This window comes from Streptomyces sp. NPDC001828, assembly GCF_042892175.1.
In the GTDB taxonomy this organism is placed as follows: domain Bacteria; phylum Actinomycetota; class Actinomycetes; order Streptomycetales; family Streptomycetaceae; genus Streptomyces.
In genome coordinates this window covers 38,059-61,197 of record NZ_JBIATV010000018.1, presented here as the reverse complement: position 1 = coordinate 61,197, position 23,139 = coordinate 38,059, and the positions used below count along the sequence as shown (strand labels likewise).

The following is a 23,139-nucleotide window of genomic DNA, read 5'->3' as shown; positions in this document are numbered from 1 at the left end:
GGTGCCGCACGGGTCAGGCCATGGCAACGCGGGCGCTTCGGGGCGTGAGGTCGGTCCAGTGGACCTCGACGTAGTCCAGGCACGCGGCGTGGGCCGCCGGGCCGAACACGGCCTGCCACCCGGCGGGGAGGTCGGCGAAGGACGGCCACAGGGCGTGCTGGCCCTCGTCGTTGACGAGGACGCGGTGCTGGGTCTGCGGGTCGTCGAAGGGGTTGGTCACGAGTGGTCTCCTTGGGTGGTGGGGTGGCCGGCGCGCAGGGCTGCGGCCAGGGTCGTGCCGATCTGCGTCCGCGCAGCCGGCTGCATCATCTGGGCGTGCGCGCACGCCACGTCGTGGTTCTCGATGTGTCCGTCGATGTAGGGCGCCCACAGGTCGAGTCCGAAGGCATCGCGGGGGCGGCCCTCGGCGGCGGTGAAGAACAGGACGGGCCCGTGGAACGTGCGGGGGGTGTATGTGCGCATCAGTCGCGCCTGACCGGCGAAGTTGTCCACCATCGTGTCGATGGTGGACGGGTCGAGCGAGCCGAGGGGGCTGCCGCTGCGGCGGAACGCATCGCGTACGGCGGTCGCCTCGACGGCGCCGTCGCCTTCGAGGGCTTCCTCGCCCACGCCGATGTTGGAGAGCAGCGCCCGGAACACCGTGTCGCGGCCCGCGCTGTCCAGGCCGTCGAGGGGCGCGATCGGGAAGGCGTCCAAAATGGTCAGCAGGGCGATCCGCTCGCCTGCTTCCTGGAGTTGGACCGCCACCTCCTGCACGAGGTTGCCGCCGAAGGACCAGCCGAAGAGGTGGTACGGGCCGTGCGGCTGCACGGAGCGGAGTTCGGCGACGTATACCGCCGCCATCGCCTCCATGCTGTCCGGGAAGGGGGCCGCTCCGTCGAGGTTGGGGGTCTGCAGGCCGTACACCGGCTGGTCGGGGTCGAGGTGGGGCAGCAGGCCGCCGTACGCCCAGGCCAGTCCGCCGGCCGGGTGGACGCAGAACAGCGGGGGCCGGTCCCCCGTGGTGCGCAGCGGCAGCAGCGTGGCCAGCGGGTTGTCGTCCGCGCCGTCGAGGAGTCGTTCCGCGAGTGCCGCGACCGTCGGAGCTTCGAAGAGGGTACGGATGCTGGTCTCGACGCCCAGGGCCGTGCGGATCCGGCCGATGAGCCGCGTCGCGAGCAGCGAGTGGCCGCCCAGTGCGAAGAAGTCGTCGTCGATCAGGATCTGTTCGGCGCCCAGCACCTCGGCGAAGAGGGTGCACAGCACGTCCTCACGAGGGTTGCGCGGGCCCCTGCCCGAGCCGTCGGTGCTCCTGGCGGATGCGGCCGGTGCCGGGTCGGGCAGCGCCTTGCGGTCCAGCTTGCCGCTGTGGGTGAGCGGAATGCGGTCCATGGGCTGCCAGCTGGCGGGAACCATGTACGCGGGCAGGTTGCGGACCACGTGGGCCCATATGCCGTCCAGTTCGCCCGTCGGCCCGGCCAGGACCAGGTAGGCGGCGAGCCGGGTGCCCGCCTGGCCGCCGTCATGGGCGATCACCGCGGCCCGCACCACGTCGGGATGTGCTTCGAGGACGGAGGCCACCTCGTCGGGCTCGACCCGGAAGCCGCGCACCTTGACCTGGCTGTCGGCGCGCCCGGCGAATTCCAGCGCGCCGTCCCGGATGTACCGCGCCCGGTCCCCGGTGCGGTACATCCGGGTTCCGGCCGGGCCGTGCGGGTCGGGTACGAAGCCACGCGCCGTCTCGGCCGGACGGCCGAGATAACCGAGGGCGAGACTCTCTCCGGCGAGGTACAGGTCGCCGACGACACCAGCAGGGACGGGGCGCAGCCGCGCGTCCAGCACATACACGCGGGTACCGCTTACCGGGGTGCCCAGTACCGGACGGTCGCTCGCGCCGACGGGGGCGGCGATGGTGTCGACGGTGGCCTCTGTCGGGCCGTAGAAGTTCCAGGCCCGCACCCCGGGCGCTTCGCGCAGAGCGGTCCACAGGGCCGGCGGGACCGCCTCGCCTCCCAGGACGAGCACCGAAGGGCGGTGTGGCGAACCGGGTGCGAGCAGACCGGAGTCCAGCAGCTGGCGTATGTGGCTGGGGGTCGACTCCATGACGTCCAGGCGGTGTTCACGCACCGCGTCGATGAGAGCTTCCGTGTCCCGCCTGGTCAGGTCGTCGAGGACATGCAGCTCGTGGCCGTCGATCATCCACAGGACGGGGTCCAGCGAGGCGTCGAAGGACAGGGCCGCGGTCAGGGCGACGCGCAGACGCCGGCCGCCTGCGGCGCGCACCGCCGGCGCGAAGACCTGCGCCCGGTGGTGGTCCAGCAAGCGGGCCAGTGACCCGTGCCCCACGAGGACGCCCTTGGGCCGTCCGGTCGATCCGGAGGTGTGGATGAGATAGGCCGGCGTTTCGGGCCGGGGCCGGGCCGCGGACTCCTCCGGGGTGGGGGTCACCGCCAGGAAACGGGCCGACTCGGCATCGTTGAGCACCAGTTGGGGCCACTCCCCCGGGACCCGGCCGGCCGTGGCATCGACGGTGACGACGAACCGGGGCCGGGCGTCGTCGAGGACGGCGTCGATCCGCCCCTGCGGAAGGGACTCCTCGACGGGCGCGTACACGCAGCCGGCTTTGAGTACACCGAGCAGGGTCGCGATGGAGTCGACGGACCGGGGCAGCAGCACGGCCACCACGTCGCCGGAGCGCGCGCCGGCCCGCTTCAGCAGAGCGGCGATGCGCTCGGAACGCGCGTCGAGGTCCGGGAAAGAGATCCGGCCGTCGGGCGCGGTGACCGCTACGTCCCCGCTGCGGGCGGCGGCGACCGTCTTGGCGAACCGGTCGAGGACGGTCGCCGCAGCCGTGACGCCGTGGCCTCCGTGTCCGAGCTCGAGCAGTCGTGCCTGCTCGTCCCTGTCGATCAGGCCCAGGTCGGCGACCGGCGTGTCGGGTTCGGCGACGGCCTGCTCCAGCAGGCGCAGGAACCAGCGCGTGATCGAGCGTGCCGTGTCCTCGTCGAAGAGGTCGCGGCTGAACTCGACGGTCCCGTCGAGGAAGGTGGTGCCGGGCGTGGCCGCGGGCCGCTCGGTGAAACTGAAGGAGAGGTCGAACTTGGCCCCGGCGGTGTCGACTCCCTCCATCCGCGCTCGCAGACCGGGCAGGTCCAGGCGCGGCGGGCGGGTGTTGTTGAGGGTGAGCATCACCTGGAAGAGGGGGTGGCGGGAGAGGGAGCGCGTGGGCCGCACAGCCTCGACGAGGCGCTCGAACGGCAGCTCCTGGTGGGCATAGGCGGCGAGGTCGGTCTCCCGTACCCGGGCCAGCAGTTCGCTGAACGTGGCCGCCGGACTCAACTCGGTGCGCAGAGCGAGCGTGTTGACGAAGAACCCGACGAGCGGTTCGAGGGCCTCGTCCGTCCGCCCGGCCACCGGAGTGCCGATGACGATGTCGTCCCCGGCGCCCATACGGTGCAGGACAGCGGCCAGCGCGGCGTGCAGGACCATGAAGGTGCTGGTCGCGGACGTCCGGGCCAGCCGTCCGAGGGCGGTTGCCGTGTCCGCCGGCACCTGGAACGCCACAGTGCCGCCGCTGCCGCTGGAGACGGCGGGCCTGGGCCGGTCAGCGGGCAGCGGCGTCTCTTCCGGCGCTCCTTCCAATTCCCCTGTCCAATAAGCCAGTTGACGGGCCGACAGCGAGTCCGGGTCATCGGCGGCGCCGAGCAGCGCGCGCTGCCACAAGGTGTAGTCCGCGTACTGGACCGGCAGCGGCGCCCAGCTCGGCGCGCGTCCCGCTGCCCGTGCCGCGTAGGCGCCGGCCAGGTCCTGGGCCAGCGGGCCCATGGACCATCCATCGGCCGCGATGTGATGCACCGTGATCAGCAGGGTGTGCTGGTCCTCGGCCGGCTGGAACAGTTCGCCGCGCAGAGGTATCTCCCGTGCCAGGTCGAACGGCCGCCTGCTCGCCTCCCGCAGGGCCTGAGCGAGACCCTGCTCATCCACTTTGGTCACCGCCATGCCGGGGCGTGCGTCCCCGGGGGCGAGCACAACCTGGAAGGGTTCACCGTCGCTGATCTTCACGAGCGTGCGCAGGCTCTCGTGCCGGGCCACCACATCCGCGAGTGCCCGGTGCAGCGCCACGCGGTCCAGAGCGCCGCTCAGCCTTACCGCCACCGCGATGTGGTAAGCGGCGGTCCCGGGATCCAACTCGTGGAGGAACCACAGTCGTTGCTGTGCCGGGGAGAGCGGGGGCAGGGCAGGCCTGGGGGTCTTGCGCAGTGCGGGGCGTGCCGCGCCCGCATCGTCCAGCCGCTCGGCGAGGGCCGCGGGCGTGGTGGACTCGAAGAGGGTACGGACCGGCAGTTCGACGCCGAAGGCCGACCGGATCCGGCCGACGAGGCGGGTGGCGAGCAGCGAGTGGCCTCCCAGCTCGAAGAAGTCGTCGTGCCGGCCGACGCGTTCGTGACCCAGGCTGTCGGCGAACAGGGCGCACAGGATCTCCTCCGGAGCGGACCGGGGCGGATCGGTGTCGGCCGGATTGTCGCCTTCCGCGTCGCGGTGGGCGTCGGCCGCGTTGGGCAGCGCGGCGAAGTCGACCTTTCCGTGCGCGGTGAGCGGCAGCGCGGCCACGGGTACGACCGCTGCCGGCACCATGTAGACCGGCAGCCGGTCGGCCAGGTAGGCCCGCAGGGCGCGGATGGACAGCTCCTGTCCTTCGCTCGGGACGGCCCAGCTCACGAGCCGGCCCTCACCCCGCGCGTCGGGCTGGACGGCGACCGCCGCGTGCGCCACATCGGGGTGCGCGGTGAGCAGCGTCGCGATCTCACCGGTCTCCACCCGGAAGCCGCGGACCTTGACCTGTCCGTCGGCGCGCCCCACGTATTCGAGGCGGCCCTCCCTGCGTCGCACGAGGTCGCCCGTGCGGTACATCCGAGTGCCGGGGAATCCGTACGGATCGGGCAGGAACCGATCCGCCGTGGCGCGGGGGTGGTTCTCGTACCCACGTGCCAGGCCGGCACCGGAGAGGTAGAGCTCCCCCGTGGCTCCGGGCGCGACCGGGCTCAGCCGCGCGTCGAGGACGCGGGCGCGGGTGCCGGTGACGGCTTGGCCCAGTTGGGGGTGGGTGCCGGCGGTGATGCGGCTCATCACGCTGTCGACGGTGGCCTCGGTGGGTCCGTACAGGTTCCACACGGCGACGCCCTGGAGCTTCGCCAGTTCCTGCCACAGTGACGCGTTCACGGCCTCGCCACCGAGTGCGAGGACCCGGGGGCGGGGCCGGCCGGGTGCGAACAGGCCGCAGGCGCGGAGCTGTTCGAGGAAGGAGGGGGTGGTCTCGACGACGTCGATCGCACTGGTGTGGACGAGAGCGGTGAGCGCCTCGGGATCACGGCGGGTGGCGTCGTCCACGAGGTGCAGCTCGTGTCCGGCGAGCATCCACAGGAGCGGATCCCAGGATGCGTCGAAGGTCATGGCCGCGGTGAGGGCGACGCGCAGCGGCAGGCCGTTGTTCCCGTACTCGGCGGGCTCCATCATCTTCTCGCGGTGACTGGTGTAGAGGTTCGCCAGTGACCGGTGCTCGACGACCACGCCCTTGGGGCGGCCGGTGGAGCCCGAGGTGTAGAGGACGTAGGCCGCGTCCGGGGTGCGCGGCGCCTTCGGCGGCGCTCCGCCGGCCGGCCGCCATACCGCCGGGTCGTCGAGGAGCAGACGCTCCGGTGCCGATGACAGCCCGTCCTGAAGGCCGGCCGTGGTCAGCAGGAGGCGGGGGCCAGCCGTGTCGAGGATCAGCTGGTTGCGGCTACGGGGGTGCGAGGGGTCGAGCGGGACGTACACGGCTCCCGCGCGCAGTACCCCGAACAGGGCCACGATGTGCAGGGATGTGCGGGGCAGCGCCACCGCGACCCGGTCACCGCCGCCGATTCCCAAGTCCCTTATCCGGCACGCCAGTTGTTCGCTCCGGGCGAGCAGTTCCCCGAAGCTGAGGCGGCCGTCGGAGGCGACCACGGCGGTGCGACCCGGTTGAGTCGCGGCGCGGGTCGCGAGCAGGTCCACCACGGTCCAGTCGCCACCCGGCGCCTCATCATCCTGGGCGGGCGACCGTACTGTCGGGGCACTCAGGGACCCTCGGGTCATCTCGTCCAGTGCCGCGTCGTGCTGGCCGGCCGTGAGGAACCCGATGTCGGCGGCGGGTCGGTCGGGGGCGGCTAGGGCGGCCCGCAGCAGGCGCGTGAAGTGCTCGGCGAACCGTTCGGCCGTACCGCGGTCGAAGAGGTCTTCGTTGTACTCCAGCTCGCCGGCGATGCCGGCCGGGGCGCCGTCAGCGTCGTGCTGCTCGGTCAGGTCCCAGGAGAGGTCGAACTTGGCCCCGGTCCGGCCTATGGACGCGTCGTGGCGCACGTCGAGTCCCGCCAGTGCGGGGCGCGGCGGCGGGGTGTTGTTGAGGCTGAGCATGACCTGGAACAGGGGGTGGCGGGTGAGGGAGCGCGCCGGTGCCGTCTCCTCCACGACGCGCTCGAAGGGGATGTCCTGAAGCGCGTACGCGGCGAGGTCGGCGCGCCGTACCCGCTCGACCAGTTCGCGCAGGCTGGGCGCGCCGGACGTGTCGGCCCTCAGTACCAGGGTGTTGACGAAGAAGCCCACCATGTCGGCGAGGGCTTCGTCGGATCGCCCCGCCGTGGGCGTGCCGATCGCGATGTCGTCACCGGCGCCCAACCGTGCCATCAGGGCGGCCAGCGCCGCGTGGAGCACCATGAAGGTGCTGGCCTCGCAGTCGCCGGCCAGCCGTACCAGCCCGCGGTGCGTGGCCGCGTCGAGTCGGACGGGAACGGCTCCGCCCCGGCCGGTGGCCCGCAGGGGGCGTGATCGGTCGGCGGGGAAGGTCACCTCTTCCGGGAGTCCTTCGAGGAGCTGGGCCCAGCGGGCGAGGTGGCGTCCTGCGAGGCTGTCGCCGTCCGCCGGGTCGCCGAGCAGGTCGCGCTGCCACAGGGCGTAGTCGGCGTACTGCGCGGGCAGGGGCTCCCATCGCGGGGGCTCGCCGGTCGAGCGCGCCGCGTAGGCGGTGGCCAGGTCGCGCATCAGCGGGCCCATCGACCAGCCGTCCGCGGCGATGTGGTGCAGCGTCAACAGGAGCAGGTGTTCATCCGGATCGGCGGCGGGGAACAGCTGTGCGCGCAGCGGCAGTTCACGGTCCAGAGCGAACGGCGTGGCGTCGGCTTGGACGGGTGCGGCGGCTTGTGGCATCACCGCGAGGGTCGGGCGGGCAGCTTCCGGAGCGAGGATCCGCTGGTAGGGGCCTTCGCCATCGACCGCGATGAGTGTGCGCAGGCTTTCGTGGCGCGCCGTCAGGTCGGCAAGGGCGTCGACGAGCGCGGCGCGGTCCAGCGGGCCGGAGAGCCTGAGCGCGACGGGCAGATGATAGGTCGCGCCGGCTTCGCCGAGCTCTTCGAGGAGCCAGAGCCGCTGCTGTCCGAAGGACAGGGGCAGCCGTTCGGGACGTGCGGAGGCAGCCCGCAGCCGCGCCCGGGCGGGCGGAGCGGTCGCGAGCGCGGCGACGAGACCCGCCGGAGTCGGCGACTCGAAGAGAGCACTGATCGGCACATCGACGCCGAAGGCGTCGCGTATCCGGCTCATCAGCCGGGTCGCCATGAGCGAATGTCCGCCCAGCCGGAAGAAGTTGTCGTCCCGTCCGGCTCGCGGCACCCCCAGGCATCCGGCGAAGACCGTGCACATCATTTCCTCGTCGGGGGTGCGCGGCTCGCCGCCCAGGTCCGCGATGGCGAGGGCTTGCGGCAGGCGCCCGGCGTCGAGTTTGCCGTTGGGGGTCAGCGGTAGTTGGGCAACGACGGCCCAGGCGCTCGGCACCATGTAGTCGGGCACCAGGCCGGCGAGAGCCTGTCGCGTCTGCGCGAGGTCGACGCTACCGTCGGGGCCGTCGGTCACCAGATGGGCGGCGAGCCGCTCTTCGTCGGTCGAGGAACCGGTCAGGGTGACCGCCGCCTGCGTGATGCCGGGCAGGCTCTGCAACGCCGACTCGATCTCGCCGGTCTCCACCCGGTGGCCGCGCACCTTGATCTGGCGGTCGCCGCGGCCCAGGAACTCCAGGCTGCCGCTCGCGTTCCAGCGGGCGAGGTCTCCGGTGCGGTACATCCGGCCTCCGGGCGGGCCGAACGGGTCCGGCAGGAACCGTTCCGAGGTGAGCCCCGGGCGTCCGCTGTAGCCGCGTGCCACGCCCGCGCCCGACAGATACAGCTCTCCGGTCGCGCCCACCGGCAGCGGGTGCAGCGAGGGGTCGAGAACATAGGCCGTCAGGCCGGCGACCGGACGGCCGAGAATCGGGGTGTCGCCGGTGATCCGCGCCGTCACCGAGTCGACGGTGGTCTCGGTGGGTCCGTAGAAGTTGAAGGCCAACAGGCCCGACTGGGCGCCGAGTTCCCGCCACAGGGCGTCGTCGACGGCTTCGCCGCCGAGGGCGATCACCAGGGGCCGGTGGTGCGGGTCGGTGAGCAGTCCGGCCGTGAGCAGCTGCCGCAGGTACGTGGGCGTGGTCTCGATGGCGTCGATGCGCTGCTCGACGAGGAATTCCACCAGCGCTTGCGGGTCGCGACGGATCTCGTCTTCGGCGATGTGCAGTTCGTGGCCCGCGACCATCCAGAGGACCGGGTCCCAAGAGGCGTCGAAGGAGGTGGCCGCCGTCAGCGCGACCCTCAGGGGCCGCCCTAGGGCCCGCTCGGCCTGCGCTTGGACTTCCTGCCGGTGGTGTTCGAGGAGGTTGCTCAACGAGCGGTGCTCCACGATGACGCCCTTCGGCCTTCCCGTGGAACCGGACGTGTAGATGACGTACGCCGCGTCCCGGGTCCCGGGCCAGGCCGGTTCGGCCACCGCCGGCTCCAAGGCCGCCAGGGCCGGATCCACCACCGGGAGCACGCCCCGCGGGTCGATGGCACCGGCGGTCTCCGCCGTGGCCACCAGCGCGATCGGCCGCGAGTCCTCGATCATGAAGGCGAGGCGGTCGGGCGGATAGGAGGCGTCGAGCGGCAGGTAGGCCGCGCCGGTGCGCAGCACCGCGAGCATGGCCACCACCAGGTCCGTGGACCGGGGCAGCGCGACGGCCACGCGGCTGCCGGGCCCGGCGCCCCTGGCGGCCAGGACGCGGGCGAGGGTGTCGACCTGAGTGGCGAGGTCCCCGAAGGTGAGCCGGGAGCCGCCGCAGACCACGGCGGTCCTCGAGGGAGTGTTCCGTGCCTGTACGGCGAGTTGCTCCGGGACGGTGGCAGGCTCCTGCTCCGCGGCCCGGTGGGCCGGTGCCGCGGAGCCCAGGCCAAGGACGTGCAGCCTTTCGTCGTGGTCGACCAGGTGCAGGCTGCCGATCTTTCGCTCCGGGGCGTCGGCAAGGGCCTCGATCAGATGGCACAAACGCTCGTGATGTTCGGTCAGCTGCTGAGGCGTGTAGAGTTCGGGGTTGCCGAGCAGATCGACATGAATGCCACCGTCCGCGTACGAGGCGTGCACGGCCAGGGCCATGTCCTCCACCGGCCCGATGGACAGGTTGTGCAGCGTCGCCCGGCATGGGCCGAAGTCGAGCCGGTCGTCGAACGCGAGCACGTTGACCGAGGGCCCGGTCAGCGGAACGTCCGTACCCGTGAGGCCGAGATCGTGGCGCAGACTCTCCGACGGATAGCGCTGATGCGCCAAGACCTTGCGGGCCTCGGACGACGCCTGCTTGGCGATGTCGGCGACCCGGTCGGACGACGATATGCGCAGTCGCATCGGCAGGATGCTGCTGAGCATGCTCGGCGTCGCACGGGCCAACGGCGTACGCCGTCCGGTCACGGGCAGCCCCAGTACGACCTCCCCGAGCCCCCGACTGCGGTGTACGTACACGGCCATGGCAGTCATGAACAGGGTGGGCCACCCGACACCTGCCCGCTTGGCCGCGGCCCGAAGCCGTTCGGCGTCGTGGACCGCGAACTCCCGGCGGACGCGCAACGTGCCGTGCCCTGGAGGGCGCCGCTGCTCGGTCAGTCCGAGGGGGGTGGGGGCTTCGGCCAGGTAGTCCGCCCAGAAGTCTCGGTCCGCTCCATGCCGTGCGGAGGCGCGGTACGCCTCCTCCTCCGCTATGAGCGCCCCCAGCGCGGGCTCCGGCCGGAGCCCCTGCCTGGCGGCCTCCGGAGTCGGCGAACCGGTGTACACCTCGGCGATCCGAGCAAGGGCGAGTACGGCGCCGTATCCGTCGAGCGCGAGGTGGTGCACCTGCTGGTGGAACAGGTGCCGTTCCTCGGCCAGGCGGTAGAGCGTCATGTGCACCGACGGGCCGCCGACGATGTCGGCCGGCCGCGCCAAACGGTCGCGCATCCTTCGCAGCGCCTCGGCATGCGGGTCGTCGCAGGCCGACAGATCCACCAGCGCGATATCGATGCCGGCGCTCGCGTGAACCAGCTGAACCGGGAGCCCGTCCCGCTCACCGAAGGTCAGCCGCATCGCTTCGCTTTCGTCCGCGACCCTGCGCACCGCCGCCCGCAGGAGCTCCGGGTCGAATGGGCCCTGGACGTCCGCGTACTGGGCCACGTTGTACGACGGGTTCGCCTCGTCCATCCGCTGGGCGAACCAGAGGCCGCGCTGAGCCGCCGTCAGCGGAAGCGTGCGGAGCGGGGGCCCGTCGTGCGGTGCGTCGGTCACGGGTTCTCACTTCGGTAGAAGGCCATGGGAAGCCAGTCAGTCGGCATCGCGATTGCGAACAGGAGCATCAACGCCCGCGCATGCGTTGCGCTTGCGTCGGATGACCCCAATCGCCCCCAACGGGCTGTCACATGGGTCATTCGGGGTCACAGAACCACCGGATTGGTGGTGTGACGCACGACATATTCACGGCTAGCCGAGTCTGGTACTTCACGGACGCACACAAGCCAAAAGCCGGTGGTTTTGAGTCAGTTGCCAATCCGAGCGGCAAACGGCGACGAACAAGCCGCGTCAGAGTCCGGCCGTACCGAAACCACTGGAGCACACATGAAGTTCCGCACCACAGCAACACGTTGGAGTGCAGCGACGGCCGTCGCCGGCGCCCTGCTGATGTCGACCGCGGCTGTCGCCTCAGCCGCAGAGCCCTCGGGGCGCATGTCCGTCTCGTCCCAGGCGGAGTCCATAAAGACCGGCCAGACGCTCGAGGCGATGCCCAACATGGCCTGGGCCTACCGGGGAGTCCAGGGCGGCAACCTGTGCCTGCTCTCGCGGTGCTCGGTCGGCGGCAGTGCCACCGGTAGCAATTCCGGACCGAGCAACACCCAGGGCTTCAACCTCTGCCTTCTCGCGGTCTGCGGCGTCCGCCCCTGACACCGGTCCCCCACACCACTGTTGTGGAGGCCGAGTGGGCCTCCACAACAGTGAATTCCACCCCGCCCACTCGGGGACAGATGCAGGCACGATCGTCGCTGCGGCTTGCGGCAGGGTGGAGTTGCCGTCCACCCCAAGTGCACGTCTTCACTGCCGAAACAGGGAGCCCCCGACTCGGCCCGGCCGCTTCCGAAGATGCCGCGGCCCTCTGGGGCCTGGACCAGTCGGCGGACGGCACTCCCGGATCGCTACGGGTTCCCACCAGCCTCACAGTGACCTGCACGGCGAATACCACCGCCTCCCTGAGCTGGAACGGGGTTGCCGAAGCGCATTCCTACACCGCTTTTCGCAACGGGCCACAGGCCGGGACCACAACCTCACACGCCTACAGCGACACAGCGCTGGCCCCGGAACCGGATACCAGAACAGAGTCTCCAGCGTCGATGGCACTGGCGCCGCCGGGCCCCCGGCGTCCGCCAACGCCCGACCTCGAGACGCGGCCGCCCCGGGCACGACCCCGGGCCACCGTACTGACCTCGCCCGCCTGGCGGCGGCTGCCGGCCAAGGCCCCTGAGGCGCACCGCTCCGGCGTCGAGCTCGGCGAGTGCCCGGCAAGGTGCTCTCGGTCGCGGTCGGCAAGAGCGGGCAGCTGCTGGCGAACGGTGAGCGGCTGGCGCCGTCGGCTGCCAAACGGTTCCGCACGGAGATGCCGTTCCTCGGCGGCTGAACCGATCCGAACGGCCACGGGGGGCACTGATACGGCACAGCCACCAGGCTTTTGTGGGTGACCTCCGCCCGGCCTCAGGGCCATCGTCGTGAGGTCAGCACTCCGGGAGCTTGGCGTGCTGGCGGGCGCCTCAATGGCTGGTGGTGCTGATCCAGTGCCACAGGGCCCTGGGTGCGGCGAGCTGGGGGATCCATGCGTCGGCTTCGCGGCACTGGGTCGAGTCACCGACACCGAGTACGCGAGGCCTGCGGTCCGGGTGGCGCGGATCCCGGCAGGTGAGTCCCCGGCAGCCAGGGCGGTGTGTGGCGGGATTCCGAGAACCGCGCAGGCGGTGAGGTACAGGTGAGGAGCCGGCTTGTCACCTCCTGGCCGCAGCGCACCTTTCCGCCGCGCCCTTCCAGGCGCCTGGCGAGCGCCGCGGTGAGTGCGCCAGCGCCACTCATCGGGACGGGGAATCCGTAGGTCTGCCCGATCGGCTGACCACGGTGAGTGAGGCCGAGTTCGTTGTAGCGGCGCTGGTAGGGGACGATGCCGGAGGTCCCGTCAGCGATCAACCGGTGCAGAACGGTTCGCTCAATCACGATGGTTCCCTTGGCAGCTCCCGCCAGAAGGCCTCCGGTGCTGAGAGGTCGTCTATGAAGCTTCGATCAGCACACCCGTGGCGTCAGGTTGACCACGTGAGCGTTCATGGACGCCAGGGCATATGACCGAGGTCAGCGAGTTCGAGGTCGTAGCATCGACCAGGCCGGTCAACCGGAGGGGAGAGTGTCTGCCACAGATCAGGGGGTAACTCTCCCTCGCTAACACGGTTTCCGGCAGGGTCACCGGCCTGACTCCCTCGCCGCGCATCGTCGCACCGGGCGGGTGATCACCGGTCCTCTGCCGCAGCCCGCCCACCCCCGGCAGCCGGTGAGACAACCCATCCCTCGACGCACCCGGAGAGAGATCCATGGCCGCTTCACAAGAAGTCAGCGCATCCCGACGGGAACTGTTCGCCCTGCTGGAGAACGTCGACACCGTCAAGGAGTTCTTTGCGCACATCGCGGACGACGTGCAGTGGACCATGCACGGCCAGCATCCGCTCGCCGGGCAGTACCGCAGCAGGGCGGAGTTGATTCCGGCCACGATCGGCCAGGTCCTGCCCCTGCTCTCCGGAGGACTGCGGTTCCACATCAAAGCCCTGCACGGCGACGGGCCGGTGTCCGTGGTGGAGATGCAGGGAGTGGGCGTCGCTCTCGACGGCGTACCGTACGACCCCTTCTACGTCTGGGTCTGCCACTTCGACCCGCAAGGCGACACCATCGTCACGGTCGACGCCTACATCGACTCCGTCGTCGTCACCGACATCCTGCACCGCCTGGCACCCCGCTGACACCCGGACCCCCTGCCACCCACACACCGACGCCCCAGGACTCGCCGAGAACTGAAGCCGTGCCGCCGACACCCGAAAGCCCTCCGACGCAGGGCTGCCTGAGGAGGCAGCGTGTCCTGCCGATCCGCCGCGAGGTTGATCTGCTGCCGGGCCGCGTCGCCGAGACGCTGGCCACCTGGCTGCAAGACCATCCGGGCATCAATATCACCTGTCGCAACCGCGCCGGCGCCTATGCCGACGGATCCCGGATCGGGGCACCCCAGGCCATCCAGGTGACCGACGCCTTCCACCTCTAGCAGAACCTGGATACCGGGGTCGGACGCTGCGTCCCAACGACACCGCGCCTGTCCTCCTCGCGGCCGCCCGCCCATCACACCTGGCGGCAGTCGCTCCGTGCCGGTGACCTGTGCATTACGGTTCCCCTGAAGGGGGTTCTGTGGAAGACAACGACATGCCGTTGACCGTCGTGCTGTCACACTGGCGACTGACCGTGAAGCGCATCGAGGCAGGCTTCGACCTGCAATGGGCTTTCGAGTGGCAGCACAGGCTGCACCACCGAGATCAACTGCACGAGATGTGGCCACTGTTGAGTGAGCAGGAGCAGATGCGGTGGCAGCCCGTCCTCTCCCGTTGGGACGAGCGGTTCAGAGCCGCGACGGCACCGATGCGGAACCCGGATGCAGCTGTCCTGAAGGACGGCCGCTGGTGGCACGACCGCTGCCCACTACGCGTCACCGGTGAACCCGGTCAGGAACTTCCCCCGCTGTGGTCGCCGCCGACCTACCTCGACGAGGAATGACGAGATCGCTCACAGAATTCGATCCAGATCCCCGTTGCGAAGCCCGTTGTTCACGGGTTTGGGAGGCGCCCCGATCCACGGTTGGCTGATGTTCACGAGTTTTGGGTTCTGGCACAGATCTTGGGGACCGGTCGCAGATGGTGACAGCGTCGTTCCGTTGAAACGTGATCACGGGCCCGGTCGGCTGGCTCGAACACTCACCTCGTAGCCTCCGCGCATGACTGTTGATCCGTTCCAGTGTCGCTGCGTCGTGTGGCCGGGGTGTGATCCAGAACCGGCCATGCCGGCACGGCAGACCGTCGCCCACCGGCGTCAGCCGCCGTGAGCGATAGGGTGCCGCACGGTCTACAGGAGCAAGCCTGTCATTGCCTGGGCGACGAGGGCCAAGCGCCATCGTTGATGAGCGCAGCGGCCGAATTGTCCCGGCGAACAACGGCCGCACCTTCACCAGGCTCTCGGAAGGCAGGCCCCCTGTTGTCCCCCCCCCATCCCTGAGGGTGGGTGGAGTGCTCGGTTCAGGAAACCAGACGGCACGTTCATCGTGGACCCTCTGGTGGCCTGGACCGTCCGAAGTAACGGCACTCTCGCCCCCGTCGACACCGACCCCACCGGCCTGTGCGATGACGCCACCGCAATGGGCAACTTCGATGGCCTCGTTGCCCCGGAGCTGAGCCGCGGACGGCACAGCAGAGCAGCTCAGCATGACCGGGCTGTCCCTTATACCGGCCAGCGCCTCCTGGCATCTACTCGACGTGATCCACCGGCGCTCCCGTCGCACGGCGGCCGGGCCGGCCCCGCAGTAGAACCGGACCTCCGATTGCCCGTAGCACTGTACGGCGGGCATGCTGCGCGCTCCGAGGAGGAGGTGTGACTCAGTGCTTCAGCTGGCGGTCGAGCGCGATAGTTGGCGAGGCTGAGCGGTTGATGGGGGCATTCCGGGGAGTCGGGCCGCACCGACGGGGATGCGTTCTCCCGGGTGCCCCGGCGGTGTCGTGTTGGTGGCGGCGTGCCTTCCGCTTCGTCGTGTCGTTGAGAGTCCTGAGATGGGAACTTGCTGCTCGGTGGGTTTCTTGCGGATGTGGTTTGGGAGGAGTGCTGTGACGGAGGAGCGGTTTTCGGTGAGCAGGGTGGGTGCGCGGGCCGCTGTGGTGGGTGCAGCGGTCGGTGCGGCGCTGGTACCGGCTGGTGCTGCGCAGGCGGGCGTCATCGGGATCGGTAACGCGGTATTCGGCAACAGCTGCACGAACGTGGGGAACGCGCAGGCTCGGGGAGCGACGGCCGCGTCCGCCGGTACGGCCGTGGCCAATGTGGGACAGCTGCCACTGAGCCTGCCGCGCAACCACTGTGGGAACAGCGGCATCATCTGCTGCGGCTGCGGTGGGTGAAGGCGGTGGCCGAGGTGGTGCTGCCGAGTGAGGCAGTGCTGGAGTTCGCGGCCCTGAGCGGTCGTCACCTTCCCTTGCTGCGGCAGTGGGTGGCAGACCGGCCGGATGCAGGTGTGCCGCGGGCGCTTCTCGCTTGTGCGGAAGCGGACACGTTGGGAGAGGAGGAGCTGAAGGCGGAGATGGCTGTCGCGTTCGAGGCCGCGAAAGCGGAGAACGGGCGTGCGGCCAGTCTTGTCTACGGCATCTTCTTGACCTCGCTGCGCCAGCATCGTCTGGCTGCTGAGCACTTGGTGCGGCATTTCGCCGACTACCCCGGCGATGAGGTGGCCGGTCTGCTGCTGGGAGTGTTCCACGCCAGCGGGGATGCCTCTCTGCAGCGGGCAGGCGAGACACTTGTGGAACAGCAGTACCAGCTGATGGACTCACAGTCGTGGGCGTGGGCTTCGTGGCTGTCGTGGGTGCGTGCCGAGCAAGGCCGCCCGGATGAGGCCATCGCACTGTCCGAACACGCCCTGGCACTCTTCCCGCGTGCAGGTGTGGCGGTCCATGCCCGCGCGCACGCCGATCACGATCTGGGGGTAGGCGGTGAGTCGGTGGCACGGATGGACGGATGGCTGGCGGCCAATCCCGAAGCTCTGCAGATGCGGCACCTGAACTGGCATGCCGCGCTGCAGTGCATCGCCAGCGGCGACTTCTCCCAGGCGCGTCGGCGTGCCGACGAAGCTCTGCAGCAGTCGGATGTGGGCATGCGCGCGGCCGCGAACTGGCGGCTTTTGCTGGCCGGACAGAGCCCGGCCCGTCTATCAGAGCTGGACCACGTGCGTGAATTGCTGGCCTCACCGAAAGGTATGGCCGACACTCTGCACACCTTCAATCTGGCCCTTGCCCTGGCCTGTGAAGGCGCAGTGGAGGACATGCAGCGCCTCGCGGCAACCGCCGAACGCGACGAACGAGAGGTGTTCCGGGAGGTACTGGCTCCCGTGGTACGAGCTCTGGCGGCCGTGTGCACCGGAGAACACACCCAGGCGGTAACCCTGCTGGAGCCACTGGACCATGCGCTGGACCGGCTGGGAGGCGTGAGGGTGGAACGGGAGATCGTCCAAGACACCCTTGCCCGCGCCCTGGCGGAATCCGGCCAAGGCCGGCGAGCCGCTGCCCTGCTGGAACACCGCACCACGCTGCGCGCCCACCACCGGTACGAAGACCTGCTACTCGCCACACAGCCAGCCGGCGCTCTTCCCGGACCCCGACCGGCCCCGGCCCCGGCCTGACGTATCGACGTCGATCCGCCCGGGCCCAAGCTGCCCACGTCAGGAACCCCACCAACCTCATGCAGCAACTGGTCGTCGTCTCCCCGCCCGGCAGCGGTATCGAACTGCTGCACCCAGCCATCACCGCACTGGGATACACCCCCCGCGGCACCCAGAACGCACCCGCCGAGTCACCCGCTCCCGCCCGCCCCGGCGAAGTCTTTCCCCTCCTCGAAGCCGCCTACGGCCAACAAGAAGCCGTACAGCTTCTGCAGGACCACCATCACGACCCCACCACCACTATCCGGCTCCAGAACGCCTACCACCAGGCAGTCCTGGCCCTGTGGCGCGTGTGGTGGAAACGCCTCGGTCAGCCCGTCACCGCTCACACACCGCTCGACACGGCTGTCGAAGAACGCCTGGCCCGCCAGGACGACGCCCACCTGATCAGCATGCTCCCCGGCCGAAACGCCTGGTACACCCCCGAACTGGACCTCACTCGCGTCGACGGCGGACTGCTGCGCCACTGGACCGCGACCGGACAGCCGGCGATCTTCTACCTCCATCGCGATCCCGGCGACCGGATCACCAACCTGATCCAGCATCTGTGCCGCGAAGACGGACGCGTAGGCACCATTCCCGCCTACCTGGTCTACCGGGACATCCTGATGACACTGCCCTCCATGGACGCCCGACTCACCCACGCCCTGACCGACCCCCATTTCCCCGGCCACGCCTCAGCCCGTCAGACCGCCTGGCTGCACCACCACCCGGCGGTTGTCACTCTCACCGCCGAAGACCTCGCCGGCCCGGGCTACGGCGGCACCGACCACGGCAGATTGACTGCCCTCAGCCGACTGGCTGGCGCGCTGGGACAGCCTCCCAGCGCAGCAGCCACCCTGCCCGGCCCCCCACCCGGCCGCCCTGGCCTGACCACCGGCGTCTTCCAGCAGCACTCCCATACACACCACAGACAACTCCTGGACATGCTGTACACATCAGCCGACAGGCCCCCCGCGCCATAACAACTTTCTCTGAATTCTTGGCGTTCCGTGCGATGTTGGGCGACCAGCGCGGTAACGGACTCTGCTTGCCCCAGGGACCTCGCCCAGTAAAAGTCAGAGCGCGTCGGCAAACGCGTCGCCGACCAGTTCCGCAACTTCGCTGACATCTAGGAAGAGAGCCTCCAGGGGCACGGCATCGAAGGTCCGTGGGGACGCACAGTCAGTGCTGAACGTCGGGGTCGGCGTCGGCTCCTACGAGGCCGCTGACCGCGACGTGACCGCGATGGAGTCATCGGCAGTCATGCGGGAGCAGTGGTCCGCCAGCTCGGCGCCGTGGATGGCTGCCACCGCGGAGCGCCTGCCACTCGAGGCCCTGCGCGAGATGGAACGCCTGGGCCTGCTCTGCGACATCTCCCACCTCGGCGCGAGCGGCGTCGCCCACGTCCTGGAGCTCGCCACCCGCCCGCTGATCGCCACCAACTCCAACGCCCGCGCGCTGCGCGACCACCACCGCAACCTCACCGACGACCAGAGGAAGGTGAGCGCCGACCAAATCGTCGACCACATCGAGCACGTGATCACGGTCGCCGGCATCGACCCCGTCGGGCTCGGCTCGGACTTCGTCCGCGAGGTCATGACCGACGTCACCCCGCCCTGCTGCGAAAGCCTGGACGACGAGGACCCAATGTTCGACTTCCCCGGCCTGGAGGGCCCTGCCGGGATGCCACGGGTCACCGAAGCCCCCGTGCAGCGCGGTCTCGCCGAGGACGACATCCTCAAGATCCTCGGTAGGAACACGCAGCGCCTCATGAACAGGCACATGGGGTGAGACCAGGAACTCTGGTGACGTCCAGCAAAGGGTCGGAGACGTCCACGGCCGACCCCCTCCCCCGAGTTCGACTCCGACTGCCTGGAGAGAGCGGGTATGCCAGGCCTTGACTCGGTCACGCGCGATGCCTGCCGACGTAACTCCGTCTCGGTTTCTTCACGCTCAGACGCAGGCTCGACTCGCCCTGATGGAAGTGGCTCGCGGGCTCCCGGTCGAGCTGGAGCCTGCGAAGGCCAGCCGGGGGCCCGGTGACGTTCGTATCGGCCCGGTCTTCATTGAGGTCGCCACCTTCGCCGCGGACCAGAAGTCTCAGGACTACGAAAGGTTCCGCCAGACCTGCCGGATGCACTTCATCACCGTGGAGGGGGACCGCGACTCTACTGGGAAGGGGACTTCCCGAACTTCTCAACAGCCACGACTTCGAGATACGGAAGAGGCGAACCGAGAGAGCCGCTCGGTTGTGCGCGGACTCGGGGTCAACTGTCGCCATCCTGAGCGGTACCGACAGACGGCTACCGGGCGACCCGGGAGAGGCTCCCCCTGATACCACATTGACCTGGGAGCGCGAAGAGCGACCAGGGAAAGCGGCTCCTGGGCAAGCTGCGGGGCAAGTGCGCAAAGACCGACCCGCTCGCCGACCGGTTCGGTTCGCTCCCAGGCGAGTACGTGACCGTCGCCGGGGTAATCGTTTCCAACGCAGCCCGCCGCCTGCCTCTGCCGATGAACGAGGACGCGCTCCGCCCGGCCGCGAAGGGGCTGCAGCGGGGCTGCCCTCGACCGGGTCCGCGAGATCATCGTGGTCCCCCGAAGGACCCTTCTCCCTGAGCAGACGAGCTTGATTGCGTGGATGTTCGATGTCGAAGCTGATGCGCTCGACTGGGCCTTCGCACCGCTCGGTGTGCCTGGTGGCGTGAAGTCACTGCTGACCGAGTCGACGACGCCCCGCCGGGCATACCTGCTGTGGACGCCTTAAGCCAGCTTCGACGGTGAAGGATGGGGCTCGCCCGGTTGGCGTCTGCCTCGCGGCGGCCATGAGCGCTGACTGAACGCATTCTTCAAGGGGCCGACCTCCGAGGGGGGATCTGACGCCATTCTCGATTGTGCCGAGACAGCGTAACGGGCTGCAATACTAAGCGTGTGAGTAGATATGCTGAAGTGATCGTGTTGGCCCGAGATGCGGAACGGGTGATGGAGTCTCTGACGCGCCCCGACGAGACTCGTGAGTGGCATCAGTGCTTCACCCGTATTGACGACGCAATGTTCGGTGGGGGTGTGTCGTCACCTGGAGAGTGCTACGCGTGGATTATCCAGTTCATTCGACATAATTGGCGCGGCTTGCTTTCCCACCTCGAGTCGCTGCCGTGGCCAGACCCGCGCTCGGTCCAGGTACTCGTACGTGACGAGGAAGACTCCTGTTTCGGATTGTGGATGATTTACGACGGTTCACTCACCGAAGTTCAACTTCCTCAGACGAGAAGGGAACCGTCTCGATATAGTGTCACTGGTATTTTGACTCGCACTGACGAAGATTCTAGTCTGCAATAAAAACCTCGCGCCAGACTCTTTTATAATCCGGCATGACATTTCATTTAGGGCGCAATTTTGAGATCAGGCAGATCAGGGTCATTCAGGTACTCCATATTACAGCTGCAGGCTTCGGCGCTGTCTCTGGAGAAGCACGGATCGGGCACATCATCGGACAGTTGGAACGAGTCGACAATGTTGTGAACATCCCCCACGCTCCGCACTGCACACCGCACTTGTCAGCGTAGGTGGGCACATGCTTGCTGTTATCCCTGGGTCATTCAGCCCGGAGACGCAGCCCTTCGGTGCCCTGACTCTGCACATCCTGCTCGGTGACACTGCCAGGCGGGGGAAGCCGAAGCAGGATCGGGGCGCTCTCGCAAGTTTGTCGAGATTGACGCAGACTCCTGCGAGGTCGAGTTGCACGAACGCGCAGCTGATCCCGAAGTGCTTTCGATCGATCGCGCTCAGAGAAGTGCAAGGTCACCACGGCCGGCTCGGGCACCGAGTACAAGGTCAACGACAGCGCCAACGTGGTCTGCGGCAACGTGCCCACCGCCAACGCCACCGTCTACATCATCGACACCGTCCTCATGCCCAAGTAGCCCCAACATGAGGGAAGTTGAGCAGTCGTGAGCAGGGGCGGGCCGCATCGCGGCCCGCCCCCATTCCCATTGATGACGCAGGTGAAAAAAGGAGGCGCGGTTGTGGGCGCGATTCCACAGCAGGGACAGTTCGTGCCCGATTTCTCTCTGCCCGGAGGCATCCTGACCCAGGGACACTTCGAGCGCGGCGAGTACCGGCTGTGCGCGGAACGCGGCCGTCCCCTGGTACACGCCTTCTACCCGGGCGACGACACGCCGGTCTGCACCCGCCAACTGTGCTCATACTCCAGCGGCCTGGAGACGTTCGCCGACTGCGGTGCCGACGTGTGGACCATCAGTCCGCAGAACCTGGACAGCCACGAGTCATTCGCCCGCAGACACCAGCTCGCCATGCCCTTGCTGGCCGACACGGAACGCTCCGTAGCGCGCGCCTTCGGCATCACCGCCCCCGGGGTCGGACTGCGGCGGGCTGTCTTCCTGATCGCCCCCGACGGAACGCTCTTCTGGAAGCACGTCACCCTGCTCGGCGCCACCTACCTGAACGAGGACGCACTGACACGAGAACTCGTCCGACTCCAGGCGGCTTGAGACCGGACGGGCGGCGGCTACGACATGCCCTGCTCTGCAGAGACAGAAGTGTTCCGGCGTTCACAGCATGACCGCTCTCGTGTGCCCCAGGCCAGGCAGTACCTATTCATCTCCAGTAGTTGCCTTGGCCACCAACGGACCAAGCCAGCAAGGTGATCACAGGACGAGCATGAGTTTGCCGCCGGGGCGGCGGGATTGGCTGAGCTTGGCCGCTTCCTGGATCTGGTCGAGGGGGTAGGTGCGGGCGACCGGTACCACCAGGATGCCTTCGCCGGCGAGCCTGGCGAACTCATTCATCTGGTCGTAGCGGATTTCGGTGGTGATCCGGACGCCCAGTTCGGCTGCGGCGGCGAAGTCCGAGACGGTGAGGACACGGTCGGGATCCCCGGTCAGCTCGATCAAGGTCGGAAGCGAGCCGCCGGCAGGACTGGGCTGGTCGGCGCGGTCGATCCGGCCCCCGGTCGGCGTGGCGTCCAGAGCGCGGTCCACGGCGCCCGAGGTCAGTGAGCTGACGCGTTCGGCCACGCCCTCGCCGTAGGTGGTCACCTGGGCGCCGATCTCTTCCAGGGCGGCCGCCCGTGTCGGCCCGGCTGTGGCGATCACCCGGATACCCCGGTGCAGCGCGAACCGCACCGCCGCCTCGCCCACGGTAGTGCCCGCGCCGTGGACGAGCAGCAGCTCACCCGGCTGGACGCCGAGGTCGTCGAGCGCGCGCCATGCCGTCTCGGCCGCCATCGGCAGCGCTGCGGCCTGCTCGACGGTGACGTCCTCGGGAATGTGTGCCCAGGCCGGCATCAGCGCGTACTCGGCGGCGCCGGCCGTCGGGCCGTCGAAAGCGGCCGGACCGAAAACGCGGTCACCGATCTGGACGCCGGTGACGTTTTCGCCGAGCGCGTCGACGATGCCCGCGACCTCGAGGCCGAGCCCGCGCGGCAGCGGCGGCAGACGGTCGGCGAGGAGACCGTCGACGACGTGCCAGTCGGCCGGTGTCAGGCCGCACGCCCGCACAGCGATCCTGATCTGGCCGGGTCCCGGCTCTGGCTGCGAGACGTCGCGGAGCACGATCACGTCCGGGGAGCCGAACCGGTCGAATTGCAGAGCCTTCATGACGTTCTCCCGAGTGATGACAGCATCTGTTGTCATCGACCGTACCAGCCTGATGACAGCTCCTGTTGTCGTACCCTGGTGGGCATGCCGCGATGGGAATCTGACGCACAGGGCCGGCTCGAACGCGCGGCGCTCGAGCTCTTTGAGACGCAGGGGTTCGAGGGCACCTCGGTTGCGCAGATCGCGGGCGCCGCCGGTCTCAAGGAGCGCTCCTTCTATCGCTACTTCCCCGACAAGCGGGAAGTCCTCTTCGCCGGCAACGAACTCGAGACGTACCTCGTCGCCCAGGTCGAGGCAGCCGACCCGGGCCTCGCGCCGATCGAGGCGCTGTTGACCGCGCTGGGATCCGCCGAGGAGATCTTCCGGCCACGCGAGTTCCTGCTGCGCCGGGGAAGGGTGATCGCCGCCAACCCGGCACTGGCCGAGCGCGATCTGATCAAGCTCTCCGCCATCGCCGACGCGCTGACACCAGCGCTCGAGCGCCGCGGCGTCGAGCCCGGAAAAGCACGCTTCTTCATCGATGTCGTACTGGCGATTCACCGGCGCGCCATGCCCCGCTGGCTGGCCGAGCCGGACACCACCCTTGCTCAACTCATGGTGCAGGCCGCCACCGAGTTGCGCGACGTGGTCGCGCCACCAGCTCCAACGGTTCACTGAGTGGGC

The 23,139-nt window shown here is 69.2% G+C and carries 11 protein-coding genes and 3 pseudogenes; 11 read left to right on the top strand and 3 right to left on the bottom strand.

All coding sequences use genetic code 11. From position 1 onward, the window contains the following. Positions 1–13 precede the first annotated feature (13 nt). Positions 14–220, bottom strand: coding sequence for an MbtH family protein (locus ACFYZA_RS36555; RefSeq protein WP_363026334.1), 207 nt, complete (start codon positions 218–220; stop codon positions 14–16). Continuing rightward, entirely contained in the window at positions 217–10,635 is a 10,419-nt protein-coding gene (locus tag ACFYZA_RS36550) for an amino acid adenylation domain-containing protein (RefSeq protein ID WP_388494705.1), read from the bottom strand. Before ACFYZA_RS36550 ends, ACFYZA_RS36555 begins: the two co-directional genes overlap by 4 nt. A 435-nt stretch (positions 10,636–11,070) precedes the next feature. Between ACFYZA_RS36550 and ACFYZA_RS36545 the strand changes: the two genes are divergently transcribed. The 10 genes and pseudogenes from ACFYZA_RS36545 to ACFYZA_RS36500 all read left to right on the top strand — a co-directional run bounded on the left by ACFYZA_RS36545 (position 11,071) and on the right by ACFYZA_RS36500 (position 21,369). After that, positions 11,071–11,286 (top strand): hypothetical protein, encoded by a 216-nt coding sequence (locus ACFYZA_RS36545; protein ID WP_388494704.1) that lies wholly within the window; start codon positions 11,071–11,073, stop codon positions 11,284–11,286. A gap of 604 nt (positions 11,287–11,890) precedes the next feature. Further along, a complete protein-coding gene (locus ACFYZA_RS36540; protein WP_388494703.1) occupies positions 11,891–12,013 on the top strand; it encodes a hypothetical protein in 123 nt (40 codons plus the stop codon). Positions 12,014–12,962: 949 nt separating this feature from the next. Beyond that, entirely contained in the window at positions 12,963–13,385 is a 423-nt protein-coding gene (locus tag ACFYZA_RS36535; protein WP_388494702.1) for a nuclear transport factor 2 family protein, read from the top strand. Positions 13,386–13,519: 134 nt separating this feature from the next. Next, positions 13,520–13,678: pseudogene (locus ACFYZA_RS36530) on the top strand (ISL3 family transposase); the annotation flags it as partial. A 143-nt stretch (positions 13,679–13,821) separates the two neighbouring features. Continuing rightward, positions 13,822–14,184 carry a hypothetical protein gene (locus ACFYZA_RS36525; RefSeq protein WP_388494701.1) on the top strand — a complete coding sequence of 121 codons (363 nt, stop codon included), beginning with the start codon at positions 13,822–13,824 and terminating at the stop codon, positions 14,182–14,184. A gap of 1,390 nt (positions 14,185–15,574) precedes the next feature. After that, positions 15,575–16,840 carry a hypothetical protein gene (locus ACFYZA_RS36520; RefSeq protein WP_388494700.1) on the top strand — a complete coding sequence of 422 codons (1,266 nt, stop codon included), beginning with the start codon at positions 15,575–15,577 and terminating at the stop codon, positions 16,838–16,840. Between the two features lie 59 nt (positions 16,841–16,899). Continuing rightward, entirely contained in the window at positions 16,900–17,844 is a 945-nt protein-coding gene (locus ACFYZA_RS36515) for a hypothetical protein (RefSeq protein WP_388494699.1), read from the top strand. A 322-nt stretch (positions 17,845–18,166) separates the two neighbouring features. Then, positions 18,167–18,652, top strand: a pseudogene (locus ACFYZA_RS36510) (dipeptidase); the annotation flags it as partial. 1,994 nt (positions 18,653–20,646) lie between these two features. Beyond that, positions 20,647–20,781, top strand: a pseudogene (locus ACFYZA_RS36505) (fasciclin domain-containing protein); the annotation flags it as partial. Positions 20,782–20,883: 102 nt separating this feature from the next. Beyond that, entirely contained in the window at positions 20,884–21,369 is a 486-nt protein-coding gene (locus ACFYZA_RS36500) for a peroxiredoxin (protein ID WP_388494698.1), read from the top strand. A 156-nt stretch (positions 21,370–21,525) separates the two neighbouring features. On the opposite strand, the gene ACFYZA_RS36495 is transcribed toward ACFYZA_RS36500, so the two are convergent. Beyond that, a complete protein-coding gene (locus ACFYZA_RS36495; RefSeq protein WP_388494697.1) occupies positions 21,526–22,476 on the bottom strand; it encodes an NADP-dependent oxidoreductase in 951 nt (316 codons plus the stop codon). 84 nt (positions 22,477–22,560) lie between these two features. On the opposite strand from ACFYZA_RS36495, the gene ACFYZA_RS36490 reads away from it, so the two are divergent. After that, the gene (locus ACFYZA_RS36490) at positions 22,561–23,133 is read left to right on the top strand and encodes a TetR/AcrR family transcriptional regulator (RefSeq protein ID WP_388494696.1); all 573 of its coding nucleotides are present in this window, start codon (positions 22,561–22,563) and stop codon (positions 23,131–23,133) included. The last annotated feature ends 6 nt before the right edge of the window (positions 23,134–23,139 follow it).

Coding starts and splice junctions, on each gene's coding strand:
- ACFYZA_RS36545 (WP_388494704.1), top strand. CDS start 11,071: ATGTCCGTCTCGTCCCAGGCGGAGTCCATAAAGACCGGCCAGACGCTC.
- ACFYZA_RS36535 (WP_388494702.1), top strand. CDS start 12,963: ATGGCCGCTTCACAAGAAGTCAGCGCATCCCGACGGGAACTGTTCGCC.
- ACFYZA_RS36515 (WP_388494699.1), top strand. CDS start 16,900: ATGCAGCAACTGGTCGTCGTCTCCCCGCCCGGCAGCGGTATCGAACTG.
- ACFYZA_RS36495 (WP_388494697.1), bottom strand. CDS start 22,476: ATGAAGGCTCTGCAATTCGACCGGTTCGGCTCCCCGGACGTGATCGTG.
- ACFYZA_RS36490 (WP_388494696.1), top strand. CDS start 22,561: ATGCCGCGATGGGAATCTGACGCACAGGGCCGGCTCGAACGCGCGGCG.